This is a genomic window from Novosphingobium sp. BL-A-28-Hi1-0D, assembly GCF_055521755.1.
Window position 1 is genome coordinate 252,602 of sequence record NZ_JBVFVV010000002.1, and the last position, 17,413, is coordinate 270,014.

A 17,413-nucleotide genomic window follows, 5' to 3' on the forward strand; every position below is an offset into this window, starting at 1 on the left:
ACGGGGAGGGGGACCGCCAGCGAAGCTGGTGGTGGAGGGGTGGGAAGCCCCTCCGTCATTCGCTGCCGCGAATGCCACCTCCCCATTTGTCCTTCGGAAAAACAGGGAGGATCGACGGCAGGCTACCGCGTCAGATACCCACCCTCAACCGCAAGGCTGTGCCCGGTCACGTAGCTCGATGCATCCGAGCAGAGCCACGCGCTTGCCTCGGCCACTTCCTCGGGCTTGCCGAAGCGGCCGAAGAGGCTGAGTGCGGGGGCGAAGTCTTCCTCGGTGAAGCCGGTGGTTTCCAGCGCGCCGCGCAGCATCGGGGTGTCGATTGCGCCGGGCAGCACCGCGTTCACGCGGATGTTGCGCCCTGCGTATTCGAGGCTGCCGGTCTTGGTCAGGCCAATCACGCCGTGCTTGGCCGCGACATAGGCCGCATTGTTGGGCTGCGGGCGGACCGAGCTGACCGAGCCGATGTTGACGATGGAGCCGCCCGAGCCCTGTGCGAGCAACTGGCGGATCTCGTACTTCATGCACAGCATCACGCCGCGCAGGTCGACGTTCAGCACCTTGTCGAACACCGCCATGTCGGCCTCGTGGATCGGCAGCACATCCGGGGTGATCGCGGCGTTGTTCACCGCGCAGTCGAAGCGGCCGAAAGTGGCAACGGTCTCGGCGACGAGCGCCTCGACCTGGGCTTCATCGGCAACGTCGGTGCGAACGGCGTGGGCGGTGCCGCCCGCCTCGCGGATCGCGGCGACGGTGGCGGCGGCGGTGTCGGGGTTGATGTCCGAGACCACGACCTTCGCCCCGCGCGCGGCGAGCAGGCGCGCGGTGGCCGCGCCCATGCCGACGCCTGCGCCGGTGACGATGGCGACCTTGCCGTCAAGGCTTACGAGATTGGGATTCACGATTTTGCTCCTTGCGCGATCCATGCGCGGATTTTGGCGACGTCGCCTGCATCGAGCGGGAATCCGCCGAACGGCATCATGGCCCCGGACCCGCCATGGTCGAGATGGGTGCCTTCGATCTTCATCACCAGATAGGACTTGTCCGGCGCGCCGGGCTCGACGCGCATGACGGCGGGCGCTTCCTGCGAGGGCTTGCCGACAAGGAAGCCGATAGCGGAATCGCCGACCAGCGACATGCCCCCCGCTTCCTCGCCCGTCAGGTGGCAGGTGGCACAGTTCTGTTCGAGGATCGGCACGATGTCCTTTTCATAGGACACAGGTACCGCCGGTTCCTCGGCCCGCGCGGAGATGGCAAGTGCCAGCAACCCCGTGCCAAGCGCCAGCCACTTCATGCCGACACCGCGTGGCGACCGGCGATGTAACCGAAGGTCACGGCTGGTCCGATCGTGCCGCCTGCGCCGAGATAGGCCTGCCCCGTAGGTGCCGCGATGCAATTGCCTGCTGCGTAAAGGCCCGGGATCGGTTGTCCATTCGCCGCGAGAACCTGCGAGTTGGCATTGATCTGCGGCCCGCCGGCCGTATCGAGCGTGCCCGGCCCGAGCACCAGCGCATAGAACGGTCCCTTCGTCGCAAACGGGTGCATCGTGTTGTTCGGCCAGGGATTTTCCGGCTGCGTCGTGCCCGCGCGGCGGGCCGAGAACAGCAGGTGCCATTCGCGGTCATAGAGATACTTGCCGCGCCCGAATTCGGGATCGACGCCCTTCTTCGCATAGGCGCTGAAATTGCTGATCGACTGCTTGGCGTTGGCGGCGAACTCCGGCGCAAGGCGCACGCCGCCGGTGCGATCCTGCCACCCGGCAAGCTGCGCATCGACCTTGGCGAAGACCTCGTCCCAGGTCTGCCCTTCGACAAGGTGCGGCTGTTCGGCCTTGTTGACGGGGAAGGGGAAGGCCCCGCCGAAGGCATCGATGCTGCGCTGGTCGAACAGCATGAACATCAGGTGGTTGGGGTATTCCTCATGCGCCGGATCGTACCAGAAGTGCGCCTGCGTGCGGTCGTTGTAATCGCGTTTCTCGTTGACCACGCGCTTGCCGTACTTGTTGACGAGGATCATCGAATCCCCCGGCAGCACGAAAGCGCCAAGGCCGATGCCACGCGTCTTGAGCGCCTCGCCCAGCACGACCTGCGAACGCCAGCCGAGCCCCATGTTGCCCATCATCGCGCCCGCTTCCTGCGCGATCGGGATGAAATCGCCGGTCGATCCCGGCAGCGCGCAAGTGCCATAGACGGAAGGCTGGTGGACGTCGCAGAGCTGCGCATTGTGGCTGTAGCCGCCCGTGCCAAAGACCACGCCCTTGGCGGCGCGGATGCGGATCACCCTGTCGCCCTGCTTCGCCTCGGCACCGATCACCCGGCCCGAAGTATCCTTGACCAGCTTCGTCACCCGCGTGCGCGTCAGGATCGGCACGCCCTTGGCCTTGAGGTAGGCATGCATCTGCGAGGCGAGACTGCCGCCGCCCTGCGTCGATCCGGAACCTACAGCGGGTTCCAGCGCGCGGCCGGTCGGCACCTTGTTCTCAGGCAGGTGGTCGGCATAGTCAGGCGCGGGCTTGTCCACCTGGAACAGGCGGAACTGCTTGAACTGCACCGCGCCCAGATCGCGCAAGTGATCGACCGCTGCCGAGCCGTAGTCATAGAACGCCTCGACCACCTTGAAGCGGTTCTCATCGAGGCCGAGCGTCGGGCTATTGGGGTTGTACTGGCGCGGATAGCCATAGCGCACGACATAGCGCAGCGCGTCGGCCTTGGGGTCCTCGATGCCCTGTTCGCGGAAGATGAAGTGGTTGAATATCCACGTGACGCCGCCCGACTTGGCGGTGGTGCCGCCAAGGATCGGCATCTTCTCGACCATCATCACCTTCGCGCCTGCTGCCATCGCGGTGATGGCGGCAGTCCCCGCCGCCGCGCCACTGCCGACGCACAGGACGTCGCATTCATGGTCCCAGCCTGCTGCGGGTGCTTCCTGCGCCTGCGCGGCACTGGCAATGCCGCCGGTTGCCGCCACTGCGGCGGTGATGCCTGCGCCTGCCAGCATCTGGCGGCGATGGATACCCTTGGTGGGCTGGGTCATTGGTTGTTCTCCCGTCTGTTCTGTTCATGGGTGAGCGCTGGATGCCCACCCCGTCCGACTAAGGGCCTGCTGCGCAGACCCAAGTCTCCCGGCCCTCCCGCCTGCGGGAGGGCGCATTCGTTACTTTCTACTCCCCTCCCGCAGGCGGGAGGGGCTGGGGGTGGGCATTCACAGCGCCGAGTTCACCGCCGCCCAGCGATGTAATCGTTGATCACCTCATGGAACCGCCGCACCCGGTTTTCCTGCCGGGCGAGGTAAGCGTCGTCGTGGCCGAGCGAGTGCAGACCCTGCTGCTGCGTCACCGCAACATCGAGGTCCTGGATCAGGAAGTCTCCCTGCGGAATCTCGGCGCTGTAGGCGGTAAAATCGCCGGTCTGGTGCTCGGCTTCCTTCCACGGGCGCAGCCCATAGAGCGTTGGCACATCGGCCCCGCCTGCCACTTCGGGCGCGAGATACCAGTAGTCGAAGGTCGACCAGTTGGGGTCTTCCATGTCGGGTTCGGTGCGGAACACGTGGAGCCCCTCGGGGGTGCCGGTAAGCGTCAGGTTGGGGAAGCAGGTGTGGTGGAACTGGTCGGTCAACTCGTCATCGGCGAGCTTTTCGAAGTGTTTGTAGCCGCGCTCCGGCCCGAGCTTGCGCCGCGCCTGCTGCAGGGCAAGGCGGCCCTCCTGCGCGCGGCCTTCGAACTGCGCAGGGTCGAGGTCCCATTCCTTCAGCACCTGCGCCCACAGCGGCTTCATCTGCTGCGCGTCCGGGTAGCGGCTCGAGGGCTGCAGCTTCTCGATCATGCGGTTGTGGCCGGTCGGATACATCTCGAACACGGTGGTCGAGTAGTGATCGTCGATCATGCCCTCGAACTGCGGATGCACCGCCGGGATGTGGTAGGCCTCGTTGAAGTTGTCGGAGGCGAACTTCCAGTTGGTGTTGACGCGCAGCGTGCGCCAAACCACGCGCTTCCAGCTGGCGAGATCGCGATTGCCAAGCAGCGTCGGGATGGGATCGAGGTATTCCATCAGCGGCACGGCGTTGGGGTCGAAGCTGTAGAACACGAAGCCGCCCCAGGTCTCGCAGGGCACTTCCTTCATGCGCAGCGTGGCGCAGGGGGAGCCTTGGGGGAAATCCTCCTCGTCCTGCACATGGTCGAGCGCGCCGTTTATGTTCCACTTCCAGCCGTGGTAGGGGCAGGTGAAGTGCTCGCCTACGCCGCCTTCTTCCACAGTGACGAGGCGGTTGCCGCGGTGGCGGCAGACATTGTGGAAGGCGCGGATGCCGCCGTCCTTCTGGCGGACCATGACCACCGACTGGCGCATGAAGTTGTGGGTGATGAAATCGCCCGCCTCCTCAAGCTGCGCCGTGCGCCCGCCAACGTGCCACACGCGCTTCCACATGTGCTCCCATTCGAGCGCGGCGAAGTCCTTTGACCAGTAGCGGTCACCGGTGATGGCATCGCCGCGCGGTTCGGGAAACTGCGCGCTTTCGTGCGTGGGGTAGGGGGCATCGGCTTCGGGGACCTGGATATAGGTGGCCATGATCAAGCACTCCTGTAACCGGCGTTCTCCCCGAGCGCCGGATGGGGTTGGGTGGTTTTGTTTTCTTCTGGGCGTTGCGCGAGTGCCCACCCCCTACCCCTCCCGCCTGCGGGAGGGGAGATTAAGGACCTGCCCTCCCGCAGGCGGGAGGGCCGGGAGACTTGGTTCTGCGTAGCAGGACCTAGTCGGACGGGGTGGGCACCCCGCACAAGCTTACTTCGCGTTCTCGAGCGTGCCCGAAAGCGGCATCAGGAAGTCCATGGTGTAGCGCGTGGCCTTCCAGCCCTTTTCTGTACGGCGGACCTCGAAGTAGTAGCGGCCGTTGACCGTCACCGCCCGGCCGTCCTTGCCCACGCCCATGCCGATCACATAGGCGCGCATCGAGGCGGTATCGCCTGTGTAGCCGGTGACCGCGAAGTTGGTCAGGTAATGGGCGTGGTGCGCCATGTTGGCGAAGACGTTGGTGAAGAATGCGCGGATGCCATCGTGGCCATGCTGCGGTTCAAGGCCGATGCCCGAGAGATCGAATACGGCATCCTCGGTGAAGACATCGAGGATTCCGTCGATGTTGCCGATGGTGTCGACGGCATGCGCATAAGCGATCATCAGGTCCTGAATGGCAAGGCGGTCTTCAATCGGACACTGCATTATCGTTTCCTCTCAGATACTTATAATCTTGTTGGAATGTTTAGCTTCGCTGAACTACGCTTCGCTCCGTTTCCCCGGGGAAACACGCAAAACGCCAAATGGAACAAATAAGGAACATATCAGCCGAACAGCGGCCGGATCGGGTCGGTCACGCCGTCCCAGCCAGCCGCGCCCTCCGCGATCTTCGTGAAGGCCGAGGTCTGGTTCTCGTCCTCCTCGACGATCTCGATCATGCAGCCCAGCGCCGCCGAGGTATCGACGTAGCAGAAGCGCATCACGCCGAACTTGCCGTCGATGGCCACGGCAAAGCCCTGGTCGACATAGCGCTGGCGGCAGGCGTCGTAGTCGCCGGTGTAGATGCAGAAGTGGTGGAAGCCGGTCTGGCCCTTGGCGATGGTATCACGATAGGCGCTGGGGCGGTCGCAGTGCTGCTGGATCAGCTCGATCTGAATGCCGCCGGACTGCGCGAGCGCGACCGAGAAGTCGATGCCTTCGGACGGTGCCCCGCGATAGGTCGCCTCGGCCAGCTCGATGTGCGGGACCATGAAGAACGGGCCGATGCCGGTGGTGGCGATCCACGCCCTGGCGGCAGCTTCCACGTCCTCGACGATGAAGGCGGCCTGCATGACGTGGGGGCCGGGAGTCCCAGGAACTATTGGGCCGGGAGTTATGGTGGTGCTGCTCATTCCTTGTCCCTCTCCTTGGGCAAGGCACAGGCCCACCCCGTCCGACTAAGCCTTGCTGCGCAAGGCCAAGTCTCCCGGCCCTCCCGCCTGCGGGAGGGCAAGTTGCGTCTGTTTTCTTCTTCTCCCCTCCCGCGAGCGGGAGGGGTTGGGGGTGGGCCTAGCGCCCTCTATTCCCGCGCCTTGGTCGGATGCCCCAGCACCATATCGTTCAGCTTCTCATGGAACCGCTGCACGCGCTTTTCCTGACCCGGCAGCAGGCAGCCCTTGAAGCCGCGCGAGTTGAGGCCCTGCTGCTGCGTGGTGCCGATCGACAGGTCCTGATCCGCCACATAGCCAACCGACACGCCATCGCCGTACGTCGAATGACGCGCGATGGCGTCGTGGCGCAGCGGGGCCATGCCGACAGGGGTCAGCACTTCGGCCATCTTCGCGTTCGGCGGATAGAGGCACCAGTGCTGGAATATGCACTTTTCGGGGTCGGTCGGGTGCGGTTCGGTGCGCAGGATCTGGCACTGTTCGGGCGACATCGTGATCGTCAGGTTGGGGAACAGCGTGCAGTGGAAATAGTCCACCAGCTGCTGGTCGGTCATCGACGAATAGTCATAGCCCGCATCGGCGCCGCGCTCGCGCTTGGCCTTGATCACGGCCTCGCGGATGTCGGCGGTGCGGCCGCGGTATTCCTTGGGATCGATGCCCCATGCCTCGGCGGCTTCATAGAGGCCCGGCGGCACGTCGCCGCTGACGTAGTCCTTGCGACTGGTGGCCTGGTGGCCGATCATCCACATCGCGTTGTGGCCGTTCTCGTACATCTCGAACACGGTGGTCGGCAGGCCATCGTTGATGAAAGTGGCGAGTTCGGGGTGGATCGTGGGGAGGTGGTAGCTCTCGTTGAAGTTGTCGCGGATGATCTTCCAGTTGAAGTCGCAATCGGCCGAGACGTTGAACACGCGCACCCAGTTGTCGAGCTTGTAGCCCGCCAGACGCTCGGTGTAGGGCCAGAGCCATTCGTGCAAGGGGGCGACGTCGTCGTCCATGCACCAGAACACGAACGGTCCCCAGGTATCGCAGCGCAGTTCCGAAAGCGTGACCTTGCCGCAGGGGTTGCCGCCGGCGAAATCGTCCGGGTCCTGCACGTGGACGAGCGTGCCATCGGGATCGAACTGCCAGCCGTGATAGCCGCAAGTCAGGCGCGGGGCGGAGCCGACATCGCCGAGGACGAGGCGGTTACCGCGATGGGGGCAGGTGTTGTAGAACGCCTTTACGCTGCCGTCGGCCTGGCGGACCATGACGACCGATTCCTTGCCGAAGTTGTGGCGGATGAAATCGCCCTCTTCCTCAAGGTCTGCGAGCACGCCGCCAAGGTGCCAGACCTTGGGCCAGAGGTGCTTGTTCTCCAGCTCCATCCACTCGCGCGTGATGTAGCGGTCGGCGGTGATCGTATCGCCGCGCACGGCAACGTCGAACTCCGGGGAGTAGCGGGAAATCTTGTCCTGAGCGGTCATCTTCGGCGTCCTCTGGTCTTGTCTCAGACTGGCCAGTCGCGGGTCTGGCTGAAGTCTGTTCCGCGCCTTCCCGGCCGGACCAGCGGGTTCCCTTCGAGGAATCCGTCGGCTGCCGGGTCGGTACGCGCCCAGTCCACTATTTCGCGGCGGCGGCTGATCCGCCACTCCCCATTCTTGCAGGTGTATTCGTCGACATAGCGCCCGGCGACGACGAGGTCCTTGGGCTCGCCATCCTCGCGGGTGCGGTGCCAGGCGTAGAAATAGACCTCGCCCGAGGCCTTGTCGCCATCGATGCTGATCTGCGCCTGACCGATGATGTGCTGGCTGCCGTCAAGGTCGGCGAGGAAACCTTGCGCGAAGGCGACGAATTCGTCCGCCGTGCCCTGCATAAGGCCGCAATCGACCCAGGCGTCATCGTGGAAGGCGCTGCGGTGGAGTTCGGGGTCCAGACGGTCCTGCCCGCGCATGTAGCGGCACAGGCAATCGTGAATGTCGCGGCGGGCGCAGAGGTCGCGGACTTCGGCTTCCATGTCGAAGGCCATCAGGCTTCTCCTGCCAGATACTTGTCGACGACCATCTGGAAGTGGCGGATGCGCGATTCCTGATAGTTGCCGAGGTTCTGGACGCCGACCGCACTGGCGCGGAAGCCCTGCTGCTGGGCTCGCAGGTTGTCGGTGTCCTGATCGTAGACGTGGCCCATGGCGGCATCGAAGCCGGGCGCGGTGGCGTAGCTCTGGTCCTCGGCGACGTGGAAGGGTTCGGCAGGTTCGGGCGCGGGGCCGTTTTCGGGATTGGGGCGCAGGAACAGGATTTCGAACAGGGTGCGGTTGGGGGCCAGCCCGATCGGGCGGAAGCGATAGACCATCGGCAGCGACAGGCCGGGAAACAGCACCATGTTGGGGAAGACGTGATATTCGATGGTGTCGATCATCTCGCTGTCCGAAACGGCGGACAGATCGCACTTGTAGGCCTCGCCCAGCACCTTGCGCAGGTGGCGGGCCATGACGGTGCGGGCGGTTTCGCCGGGGCCGACCGTGAGGCCCTGCCCGCGTGAATCGCTATCGCCGAGGATCATCGTGGCGAGCAGTTCCTCCTCGCTCAGCGGCTTGGCGAGGTGGGGTGAGTTGACGCCGCTGGCGGCATAGAACCGCGTGACCGTGTCCGAATGGCAATCATACTGCACGTTGGCATCGCCCACGCCCTTGAGCAGCTGGGGATGGGTTTCGAGGACGTGGTAGGATTCAAGGAAGGCTTCCTGCGCGGTCTTCCAGTTGCAGGGCAGCTCCTTGGCGACATGGACCGCGACGTAGCGGTTTGCGATGTCCCAGTCCTTGAAGTGCTCGGGCAGGGGGGCGAGGTATTCCTCGAGGCTGGGGCCTTCCGCGCTCGGGTTGATGAACACGAAGCCGCCCCAGTGGCCGACGCGGGCTTCTGGGAGGTTGGTCTTTGCCGGGTCGATGTGCTTGAAGTCCCATGCGCAGGGGACAGACGCCAGCGTGCCGTCGTTGTTCCAGGTCCAGCCGTGGTACGGACAGCGCAGATTGTCTCCCGAGCCGACGCCTTCGCCGCGCTTGAACTTGGTCGAGCGGTGGAGGCAGGAGTTGACGAAGGCGCGGACCGACATGTCGTCCTGCCGGACGACGACCCAGGACAGATGCGCGACTTCGTAGGTATAGTAGTCGCCGGGTTCGGGGATGTGGTCCTCGCGGCAGACCCACTGCCAGGTGCGCTTCCAGATCTTCTCGATCTCGGCTTCGAAAATGCCCTGATCGAAGTAGCGGTCCACCGAAACGGGCGCGCTGCCGAGGAACATCGGTTCTTCCATGGCCAGCACCGGCGGCGGGGGGAGCGCGTCGCCTGCGACGATCTGCTGCATGCTGGGCGCGCCGGGGCAGCGGATTGCGGCGAGGTCTTCCGCATTGGCGGGCTCGGGCAAACCGTGGGGGTTGATCGCATCAAGCATCGGACTCTCCGGGGCTGCCATGTTAAAACCGGCAGTTGTGCCTGTTTTATGGACGCTGGCGCGAGTCGGCTCAACCTAGCGGTTACGCTAGGTTTTGGAGAAACGGCGATTCAGCCGAGATCCCGCGCAATGTCACCAAATCGGCGACTGACGGGATCACGTCCGCAACGCTAATGCGCGGCCGTGTTTGACAAGGCCTTATTGACAGACGTTGCGCTCACCCTCGCCCCGGCGTTGTTCATTCTGCTGAACTTCGCGCTCGTGGACATGTTCTATGGCGACGAAGCGTTCGGGCTGCAGAGCTTTCTGGCCATCTTTTTCGCCGGGGTGACGTTGTTCGCGACGTTCCTCTTCGGCGGACTGACCGGTTACATCGTTGCTAAGATCGCGACGTTCGTGATCGTCGGGCGGTGCCTGCTTGCCACAAGGCGACGCTGATCGTCGGCCAAGCGCGTTTCAGGTCGGCCAGACCAGTTCCACCCGCCGCAGGGCGCCGACGATGCCGGGGACGGGCGAGAGGTCCGAGCCTTGGCCCAGCGCAAAGTCGGGGATGCGCTTCAACCACTCCTCCAGCGTGATCGCCACTTCCTTGCGGGCCAGTTCCTGGCCCGGGCACATGTGCGGGCCGGAGCCGAAGGTGGAGTGGCGGGCGCGCTTGCGGGCGGGGTCGATGCTAAGCGGATCGGGGTTCACGCGCGGGTCGAGGCCGTGGACTTGCGTGGGGATGGCGATCATGTCGCCCGCCTTGAGGGCGATGCCGTGGAAATCGGCGATGTCGTGGCGCACCTCGCGGGCGATGGAGACGAGACCGAAGCGGCGGAACAGTTCGTGGACGATGGGAGTGATGTCCGCGCCACGTTGTTTCAGGTCGGCGCGCAGGGCCGGGTTTTCGGCCAGTTCGCGCATGATGAAGCCGAGCACGTTGACCACGGTATCGAGCCCCGCGATCAGCACTTGGGTGACGATCGACAGCGCCTCGTCGCGGGTAAGCGTGCGGCCGCCACCCAGATCGGCGTTGATCATCGCGCTGATCATGTCCTCGCCGCTGCCACCGCGCCGCGCATCGACCAGCGGGCCGACGTAGTCGAAGAACACCGCCTTGGCTTCGTCGAAGGTCATCGGCATGCCGGGGCGGGTCATGCATTCGGCCCAGTGGCGGATCCGGGGCGCTTCGGAGGCGTCGATGCCGACCAGCGCCATGAACACGCGGATCGGGAACTGTTCGGCATACTGGGCGGTGAAGTTGCAGTGGCCGTTCGCGGCAAAGCTCTCGATCAGTTCGATAGCGGTGGCGCGGATCGATTCGGACGCGCCGCGGATGGCGGCGGGATTGAGGTGGGCGTTGAGCAGCTGGCGATAGGGGCGGTGCTCGGGCGGGTCGATGGTGGTGGGGATCAACCCATGCATCTCGCCCACCGATTTGGGCAGGACAATGATGCGCGAGGAGAACCGCTCGGGATCGGATTGCACATCCTGCAGCGCCTCGCCGCCCAGCGCGATCCAGTGGCCTTCGTTGCGCGGGGTCCAGACGACGGCGGGATTGTTTGCCGAAAGGTCGCTCCATGCCTTGTGAAAGCCGGCCGTTTCGAGGGCCGGGGGCATGTAGATGTCGATATCGACGATGCGGTCGGCAGGTACGTGCGCGGGCGCTTCCATGGGTGATCCTCTTCTGTCTGTTTTGCCGGGGATCATGCGACAGGTCCGGCGTCTTGGCGCTTGGCGATAAGGATAGGCGGGCAAGGGATTGGCGCAGGGAGGGTGGTTGACACTGCCGCGATAAGATTAGAATATAGATTCTCGTTAATAAGGAAGAGAGTATGGGAACCCGCCGGGATGCAATGAAGGCCGCCGTGGCAGGAGCGTTGGGGGCTCCGGCGCTGCTGCATGGCACGGACAGCAGGGCTGCGACTGCGGGCGCGTGCAAGACCGCTGGCAAGGCCCCGGCGTGGGGCCGCGGGATCGAGGGGCAGCGCAAGGCGGACCTTGGCAACGGCACGTTCCTCAACCCGATCATCTCGGGCGACTATCCCGATCCTTCGGTGCTGAAGGACGGCGACGATTACTACATGACGCATTCGTCGTTCGATGCAGCGCCGGGCATGCTGATCTGGCATTCGCGCGATCTGGTGAACTGGCGACCCATCGGCCCGTCGCTGAACAAGCCGCTCGGCACGGGCTTCGCGGTGGACATCGTCAAGCACGGCGGGCGCTACTTCATCTACATTCCGTTCATGAAGGCGCCGTGGTCCAAGGGGCTGAAGGACTTTGCCAATATCTTCGTGATCCATGCCGACAGCATGGCGGGGCCGTGGAGCGATCCGGTGGACCTTGGCATTGGCGGGCTGATCGACCCGGGCCACGTGGTGGGCGAGGACGGACACCGCTACCTGTTCTTCAACCAGGGCAAGCGGGTGCGGCTGACCGATGATGGCCTTGCCACGGCTGGGCCGATCGAGACGGTCTATGAAGGCTGGCGCTATCCGGACGACTGGGTGACCGAGAACTATGCGCTGGAAGGGCCAAAGCTGTTCCGGCGCGGGGGCTGGTTCTATCTGGTGAGCGCGGTGGGCGGCACCGGCGGGCCTGCGACCGGACACATGGTCGTCGCATCGCGCTCACGCTCGATCAACGGGCCGTGGGAGCATTGCCCGCACAATCCCATCCAGCGCACGAAAGACGTGTCGGAAAAGTGGTGGTCGCGCGGGCATGCGACTTGCGTCGAGGGGCCGGGCGGGCAGTGGTACATGATCTACCACGGCTACGAGAACGGCTACCGTACGCTGGGGCGGCAGACCTTGCTCGAACCGATCGAGTGGACGGCTGACGGCTGGTTCCGGGCCAGGGGTGGCGATCTTTCGCAGCCGTTGCCGATGCCCAAGGGCGCGGCAGTGCCGCACGGGTTTGCGCGCTCGGATGACTTCTCGGTCCCGAGCCTTGGCACGCGCTGGTCGCTCTATGCCAGCGCGCCCGAGGAGGCGGGGCGGGTGCGTTACGAGGCCGGGGCGCTGGTTCTGGCGGGCAAGGGATCGGGGCCGCAGGACTGTTCGCCCCTGACGCAGAACGTGGGCGACCTGTCCTATGAGTTCAGCGTCGAAGTGGAACTGGTGGGCGAGACGACGGCGGGGCTGCTGCTGTTCTTCAACGACCGCCTGTTCCTCGGCATGGGCATCGATGGCACGCGGATGACGAGCTATCGCGGCGGCAAGGCGAGCTACTGGCCCGAGCCCGCGCCGCCGGTGCGCCGGATGCACATGCGCATCGTCAACGAGGCGCAGATCGTTACGTTCTACTACAGCCTCGACGGTAAGGACTGGACCCGCCACGGCGTGCGCAGCGAGGTTTCGGGCTACAACGCCAATGTCGTGGATGACCTGCTGAGTTTGCGGCCGGCGCTGTTTGCGGCGGGCGGGGGCAGCGCGCGGTTCCGGAACTTCCGGTTTCGCGCGTTGGGGTGAGGCGTTTTGTGGGGCTTTGGGGTTGTGGGCCCCGGCCTGCGCCGGGGCGACGGTTTGCTTAAGGGGCCAAGTCCGTTATCCCAACCACTATTGTCATCCCGGCGAAGGCCGGGATCCATCACGCTGCGGCATCGCGCGACGGCAAGGTCATGGGCACCGGCCTGCGCCCGGCCGAAGCGGTTTGGGGGTAGGTTAGGGTCAGGCAGGTCCCGCTCCACGGCGCCCCTGTCCTATGACGCCGTCACCCCGGCGTAGACCGGGGTCCAAGGGCTGTCGTTCTTATCTGGTGGTCGTGACGCGTGCTGCTTGGGCGGTTTGCCTTTGCAGTGGTTGCGTTTTGGGGCGAGGTTTTAGGCCCCGGCCTTCGCCGGGGTGACGGGGATGGGTGTGAGTGCAAGCCTCAGCCCATCGTCTCGCCGTTATCGATGACGATGTTGGTGCCGGTGATGTGGCGGCCGTCTTCGCAGGCGAGGTAGAGGACCATGTTGGCGATGTCGCTGGGCTGGCCCATGCCGTGGTTGTTGGCCTGATCGAGTCCGGCGTGGTCGGTGGGCAGCTCGGCCAGGGCCTGTGCGGTCATCGGGGTGACGATGCCTCCGGGCGCGATGGAGTTGACGCGGATGCGGTAGCCCTGTTCGCGGCAGTGGACCGCGATCGAGCGGGTCATGCCGATGATCCCGGCCTTGGCAGCGGCATAGGCGGGGATCACGCTGATGCCCTTGATCCCGCCGACCGAGGCCATGTTGATGATCGAGCCCGAGCCATCGCGACTCATGTGCGGAAGCGCGGCCTTGCAGCCGAGGAAGGTGCCGCCCGCCATAACGTCGGTCTGGAGCTTGTAGTCCTCGTACGACAAATCCTCGACCGTGCCGAAGCGGACGAGTCCGGCGTTGTTGACCAGCGTATCGAGCCTGCCGAACAAACGCACCGTTTCGGCGACGATCTCGTTCCAGCGGGCCTCGTCGCGCACGTCGTGGTGCATGAACACGCAGTTGGGGATTTCGGAAGCGACCTTTGCCCCCAGATCCTCCTGCATGTCGGTGATGACCACGCGCGCGCTTTCGCGGGCGAGAACGCGGGCGTCTTCGGCACCAAGGCCCGACGCGCCGCCGGTGATCAGTGCGACTTTACCTTCCATTTTGCCCATGTCGAATATCCTCAAGCGGCCCAGTGGGCGTAGATCGGGTCTTCGCGACCGAAGCAGCCGCGGTTGGTCAGGGCCTCGTAGAAGCCGTCGGATTGCATCGTGGAGGGGTGCGAATGGCTCCAGTCGGCAACGAACGTGCGCGACTGGATCAGCCACTTGCCATCGCGCTTCACGTAGCGATCAATGTAGCGGCCGCCGGTGAGGACTTCGGTGCCCGCCTGGACCATCTGGGCCAGCGCGTAGTGCTCGCCCACGGCCTCGTTTCCGCGCACTTCAACCCATTCGTTTGCGACCGAGTGGAAGCACATTTCGAGATTGCTGCGGACGAAGGCGGTGATGTCGCGCGCGAAGTCCTTTCCCGAGCCGTTGACGACGCCCGAGATGACGGTGGAATCCTCGGAGAAGATCGAGGCGAGCAGGGCCTCGTCGGCGCGATCGACGCCGCGGGCATAGGCCATGCAGAGGTCGTGGATTTCGGCCTTGGCGAGGGCGGCTTCTAGGGCGATTTCGCTGCTGGACGATGCGGTCATGGTCGTTCCTCTGGCGGAGGCGGCGTGGAAGGCGAGGAAGGCGCGGCCCGGATCGGCGGCGCCTTTGGCTCCGGCGGGCACGTAATTGTCGAGGGCTACGGGCGGGTCGCTGCGCACGGCGTTGTTCGGACGGTTGCTGTTTCCGTCGAGCACGTAAGTGCGATGCGTCAGGCGCCACTCGCCGTTCCGCAGGGCGTGGGTGTCGAGATAGCGGCCGAACACGAGGCGCTGGAGATCGGCTTCCTCAACGTAGGCGATCACGTAGCTTTCGGAGGTGGCGGTACCGCCATCGACCCTGATCCACATGTTCGAGGTGCGGTGCAGAGTGGGTGGCGTGGTTTTCTGCGCGGTGGCGAGGATCTCTACCAGCGTGGCGGCGGGGCCTGCGAAGAAGCCGTAATCGACGGTGGCATCGGGGTGGTAGGCCGCGCCCAAAAGGTTGGCGTCGGCCCGGTCAACGCCCCGGCTGTGCAGTGACAGGGTCTGGGCGATGGCGCTGCGGGCGATGAATGCGTGCGTTGTGATCAAGGCGATATCCTCTGGAAAAAAGCGCCCCGGTTACCGTGAAGCAACCGGGGCCAGGGAGGATTTCGTCAGGTCAGAAGTTGTAGCCGACCGACACGCCGAACTGGCGCGGCGGGGCGTAGCCGACGAGGCCCATGTAGCCGGGGCTGTCGTAGACCGTGGAGATGTAGCGCTTGTCGAACAGGTTCTTGCCCCACAGGCCGATCGAGTAGCGCTTGTCCGGGCCGTAGTAGGTCAGCAGCGCGTCGACGTAGTAGGTCGGCTGCACGGAGGAACGCGGGGTGTTGACGACGGCGGTGTAGAACTTCTGGCCGGTGTACATCCAGCTCACGTCAGCCACGACGCTGCTGTCGTTCGCGAAGGTGTGGGTGAAGTTCGCGCCGAGGGTCGAGGCCCACTTCGGTGCGTTCTGGAGGGCATAGCCTTTCAGGTCGATGAAGGTGGCGGCCACCGGATCGAAGTAGAGGAAGTCCTTGTACTTCGTGTCGAGGTAGGCGAGCGAGCCGCGCAGGGTCAAACCGTCGACCGGCACGGCCTGGACTTCAAGCTCGAAGCCCTTGATCTCGGACTCGGCGGCGTTGAGGATGCGGTTGCCCTGCACGTTGGTGGCAGGATCGAAGTAGATCTGGGCAACCTGCATGTCGCGGTAGCTGGTGTAGAACGCCGCGAAGTTGGTGCGCAGGCGACGGTCGAGGAAGTCTGCCTTCAGGCCCACTTCGAAGGTGTCGACCTTCTCGGGGTTGTAGGGCGTGTCACCGTCTGCCGCAACGCCGATGCGGCCGGTGTAGCCGCCCGACTTGAAGCCGCGCGCCCAGTTCGCGTAGATAAGCTGGTTCTGGCCGACCTCGTAATCAAGGCCGATCTTCCAGCCGACGTTGCTCCAGCTCTTCTTGCCGCCGACATCGAGGCTGCCGGGGAACTTGACGTCGAACTTGTCCCAGTTGGGCGAGGTCAGCGCTTCGCTGCCGAAGCCGAGATCGAGCTGCGAGCGGGCGTCGATGCTGTCATGCGTGTAACGGATGCCGGCCGAGAACTTCAGCGCGTCGGTGATCTGGGTGTAGGTCTGCAGGAAGGCGGAGAAGGATTCCGTGCCCTGGTCCTGCTGGTTGTACTGGATCAGGCCGGGCAGGGCGAAGTCCAGGTGGTACATCTGGTAGTGGGTGTAGTTGGTCTTCATGTAGAAGAGCCCGGCCACCGCGTTGAAGCTGTCGCCCGCCGAGAAGGCGCTGCGCAGTTCCTGGCTGAACTGCCAGCCGCGGGTGCGGCGGCGGGTGGCGTTGTTGGTCTTCGCGGTGCCGTCCTGGTCGGTATATTCGAACAGGGTGAAGTGCTTGTAGCCGGTGATCGCGGTGATGTCGCCGATCGGGGTGTTGTCGTACTGGATCGTGCCGATGAAGAACTTGGTGGTCATGTCCGACTGGTCGGGCACTTCGTTGTTGCCCGAGAAGTACTTGTCCGGCGCCTTGCAGGGCTGGTTCGGCACGGCGCAGGGGCTGCGGTACATCGGCAGGACCGCGCCGTTCCAGAACGTGCCTTCGGGAACATAGTTGCCCTCGCCCGGAAGACCGCCGTTGACGACGACCGGCGCGCCATTGCGGGCTGCGACATATTCGCCCTGAAGCGTGATCTTGAGGTCCGGGTTGGGCGTGATGTAGAGCTGGCCGCGCACCGCATCGACGTTCTTGCGGCCCATGTCCTCGCCGTTCCACACGTTCGTCACCCAGCCATCGCGCTGGGTGTGGATGCCGGCAACCTTGACGCTGACCACATCCTTGACGAGCGGGGCCTCGATCGAGGCGTTGACGTCGAAGCGGTTCCAGTTGCCGTAAGTGCCGCGCACGTAGCCGCCGAACTCGCCGGTAGGCTGGTTGGTCACGACGTTGACGACGCCGCCGGTGGTGTTCGCGCCGAACAGGGTGCCCTGCGGTCCGCGCAGGATCTCGACGCGGCCGGTGTCATAGGTATCGAGCAGCGCACCCATCGAGAAGAACTGTGGCACGCCATCGACAACGATCGACACGGTGTTGCCGGCATAGGGATCGGGCTCGATCACGCCGATGCCGCGGATGGTGAAGACCGCGTTGTTGGGGGTGTTGGCGAAGTTGTCGATCTGGACGTTTGGCACCGCGCCCTGCAGCGCCTGAAGCGTGGTGACGTTCATCGCGGTGAGCTGTTCGCCGCCGACAGCGGCAATCGAGATCGGCACCGACTGGATGCTTTCGGCCTTCTTCTGCGCGGTGACGACGATTTCGGTGAGGCCGCCGGTCGAACCGGTGTCCTCGGCCTGGGCCTGCGGGCCTTGTGCGTCCTGCGCGAACGCTGCTGCAGGCAGCGCAGTGAGTGCGAGCGCCGAGAGGCTGCTCAGGAGATGTGACGTGGTATGCCTTTTCATGATCTC

The 17,413-nt window shown here is 64.8% G+C and carries 15 protein-coding genes; 2 read left to right on the forward strand and 13 right to left on the reverse strand.

From position 1 onward, the window contains the following. Nucleotides 1-122: 122 nt before the first annotated feature. From ACZ1JW_RS18785 to ACZ1JW_RS18825, 9 genes are all read right to left on the reverse strand, one after another. Nucleotides 123-899 carry an SDR family NAD(P)-dependent oxidoreductase gene (locus ACZ1JW_RS18785; protein ID WP_465126848.1) on the reverse strand — a complete coding sequence of 259 codons (777 nt, stop codon included), beginning with the start codon at nt 897-899 and terminating at the stop codon, nt 123-125. Then, nucleotides 896-1,291 carry a hypothetical protein gene (locus ACZ1JW_RS18790; RefSeq protein WP_465126849.1) on the reverse strand — a complete coding sequence of 132 codons (396 nt, stop codon included), beginning with the start codon at nt 1,289-1,291 and terminating at the stop codon, nt 896-898. The genes ACZ1JW_RS18785 and ACZ1JW_RS18790 overlap by 4 nt, the downstream gene beginning before the upstream one ends. After that, a complete protein-coding gene (locus ACZ1JW_RS18795; protein WP_465142868.1) occupies nt 1,288-3,030 on the reverse strand; it encodes an FAD-binding protein in 1,743 nt (580 codons plus the stop codon). Before ACZ1JW_RS18795 ends, ACZ1JW_RS18790 begins: the two co-directional genes overlap by 4 nt. Nucleotides 3,031-3,212: 182 nt before the next feature. Next, nucleotides 3,213-4,559, reverse strand: a complete 1,347-nt coding sequence (locus tag ACZ1JW_RS18800; protein WP_465126851.1) for an aromatic ring-hydroxylating oxygenase subunit alpha — start codon at nt 4,557-4,559, stop codon at nt 3,213-3,215. A gap of 213 nt (nt 4,560-4,772) precedes the next feature. Continuing rightward, nucleotides 4,773-5,207 (reverse strand): nuclear transport factor 2 family protein, encoded by a 435-nt coding sequence (locus tag ACZ1JW_RS18805; RefSeq protein ID WP_465142869.1) that lies wholly within the window; start codon nt 5,205-5,207, stop codon nt 4,773-4,775. 119 nt (nt 5,208-5,326) lie between these two features. Next, nucleotides 5,327-5,893, reverse strand: coding sequence for a VOC family protein (locus ACZ1JW_RS18810; RefSeq protein ID WP_465142870.1), 567 nt, complete (start codon nt 5,891-5,893; stop codon nt 5,327-5,329). A 167-nt stretch (nt 5,894-6,060) separates the two neighbouring features. Next, entirely contained in the window at nt 6,061-7,395 is a 1,335-nt protein-coding gene (locus tag ACZ1JW_RS18815; protein ID WP_465142871.1) for an aromatic ring-hydroxylating oxygenase subunit alpha, read from the reverse strand. 23 nt (nt 7,396-7,418) lie between these two features. Then, on the reverse strand, nt 7,419-7,937 hold the full coding sequence (locus ACZ1JW_RS18820) for a nuclear transport factor 2 family protein (protein ID WP_465142872.1): 519 nt from the start codon (nt 7,935-7,937) through the stop codon (nt 7,419-7,421). After that, nucleotides 7,937-9,358, reverse strand: coding sequence for an aromatic ring-hydroxylating oxygenase subunit alpha (locus tag ACZ1JW_RS18825; protein ID WP_465142873.1), 1,422 nt, complete (start codon nt 9,356-9,358; stop codon nt 7,937-7,939). The genes ACZ1JW_RS18820 and ACZ1JW_RS18825 overlap by 1 nt, the downstream gene beginning before the upstream one ends. 183 nt (nt 9,359-9,541) lie before the next feature. Between ACZ1JW_RS18825 and ACZ1JW_RS18830 the strand changes: the two genes are divergently transcribed. Then, nucleotides 9,542-9,796 carry a hypothetical protein gene (locus ACZ1JW_RS18830; RefSeq protein ID WP_465142874.1) on the forward strand — a complete coding sequence of 85 codons (255 nt, stop codon included), beginning with the start codon at nt 9,542-9,544 and terminating at the stop codon, nt 9,794-9,796. An 18-nt stretch (nt 9,797-9,814) separates the two neighbouring features. Here the strand turns inward: ACZ1JW_RS18830 and ACZ1JW_RS18835 are convergent, their stop codons facing one another. Continuing rightward, on the reverse strand, nt 9,815-11,014 hold the full coding sequence (locus ACZ1JW_RS18835; protein WP_465142875.1) for a cytochrome P450: 1,200 nt from the start codon (nt 11,012-11,014) through the stop codon (nt 9,815-9,817). A 161-nt stretch (nt 11,015-11,175) separates the two neighbouring features. Between ACZ1JW_RS18835 and ACZ1JW_RS18840 the strand changes: the two genes are divergently transcribed. Then, a complete protein-coding gene (locus tag ACZ1JW_RS18840; protein WP_465142876.1) occupies nt 11,176-12,813 on the forward strand; it encodes a family 43 glycosylhydrolase in 1,638 nt (545 codons plus the stop codon). 400 nt (nt 12,814-13,213) lie between these two features. Here the strand turns inward: ACZ1JW_RS18840 and ACZ1JW_RS18845 are convergent, their stop codons facing one another. The 3 genes from ACZ1JW_RS18845 to ACZ1JW_RS18855 form a co-directional block, all read right to left on the reverse strand. After that, nucleotides 13,214-13,960: an SDR family oxidoreductase gene (locus ACZ1JW_RS18845; protein ID WP_465142877.1), complete on the reverse strand. Its 747-nt coding sequence runs from the start codon at nt 13,958-13,960 to the stop codon at nt 13,214-13,216. Between the two features lie 11 nt (nt 13,961-13,971). Then, the gene (locus tag ACZ1JW_RS18850) at nt 13,972-15,018 is read right to left on the reverse strand and encodes a nuclear transport factor 2 family protein (protein ID WP_465142878.1); all 1,047 of its coding nucleotides are present in this window, start codon (nt 15,016-15,018) and stop codon (nt 13,972-13,974) included. A 70-nt stretch (nt 15,019-15,088) separates the two neighbouring features. Beyond that, complete coding sequence (locus tag ACZ1JW_RS18855; protein ID WP_465142879.1) at nt 15,089-17,407, reverse strand: TonB-dependent receptor; 2,319 nt, start codon at nt 17,405-17,407, stop codon at nt 15,089-15,091. Nucleotides 17,408-17,413 lie beyond the last annotated feature (6 nt).

Excerpts from the sequence above, each read along its gene's own strand:
- ACZ1JW_RS18790 (WP_465126849.1), bottom strand. The coding sequence starts at position 1,291 with ATGAAGTGGCTGGCGCTTGGCACGGGGTTGCTGGCACTTGCCATCTCC.
- ACZ1JW_RS18795 (WP_465142868.1), bottom strand. The coding sequence starts at position 3,030 with ATGACCCAGCCCACCAAGGGTATCCATCGCCGCCAGATGCTGGCAGGC.
- ACZ1JW_RS18800 (WP_465126851.1), bottom strand. The coding sequence starts at position 4,559 with ATGGCCACCTATATCCAGGTCCCCGAAGCCGATGCCCCCTACCCCACG.
- ACZ1JW_RS18805 (WP_465142869.1), bottom strand. The coding sequence starts at position 5,207 with ATGCAGTGTCCGATTGAAGACCGCCTTGCCATTCAGGACCTGATGATC.
- ACZ1JW_RS18810 (WP_465142870.1), bottom strand. The coding sequence starts at position 5,893 with ATGAGCAGCACCACCATAACTCCCGGCCCAATAGTTCCTGGGACTCCC.
- ACZ1JW_RS18815 (WP_465142871.1), bottom strand. The coding sequence starts at position 7,395 with ATGACCGCTCAGGACAAGATTTCCCGCTACTCCCCGGAGTTCGACGTT.
- ACZ1JW_RS18820 (WP_465142872.1), bottom strand. The coding sequence starts at position 7,937 with ATGGCCTTCGACATGGAAGCCGAAGTCCGCGACCTCTGCGCCCGCCGC.
- ACZ1JW_RS18825 (WP_465142873.1), bottom strand. The coding sequence starts at position 9,358 with ATGCTTGATGCGATCAACCCCCACGGTTTGCCCGAGCCCGCCAATGCG.
- ACZ1JW_RS18835 (WP_465142875.1), bottom strand. The coding sequence starts at position 11,014 with ATGGAAGCGCCCGCGCACGTACCTGCCGACCGCATCGTCGATATCGAC.
- ACZ1JW_RS18840 (WP_465142876.1), top strand. The coding sequence starts at position 11,176 with ATGGGAACCCGCCGGGATGCAATGAAGGCCGCCGTGGCAGGAGCGTTG.
- ACZ1JW_RS18845 (WP_465142877.1), bottom strand. The coding sequence starts at position 13,960 with ATGGGCAAAATGGAAGGTAAAGTCGCACTGATCACCGGCGGCGCGTCG.
- ACZ1JW_RS18855 (WP_465142879.1), bottom strand. The coding sequence starts at position 17,407 with ATGAAAAGGCATACCACGTCACATCTCCTGAGCAGCCTCTCGGCGCTC.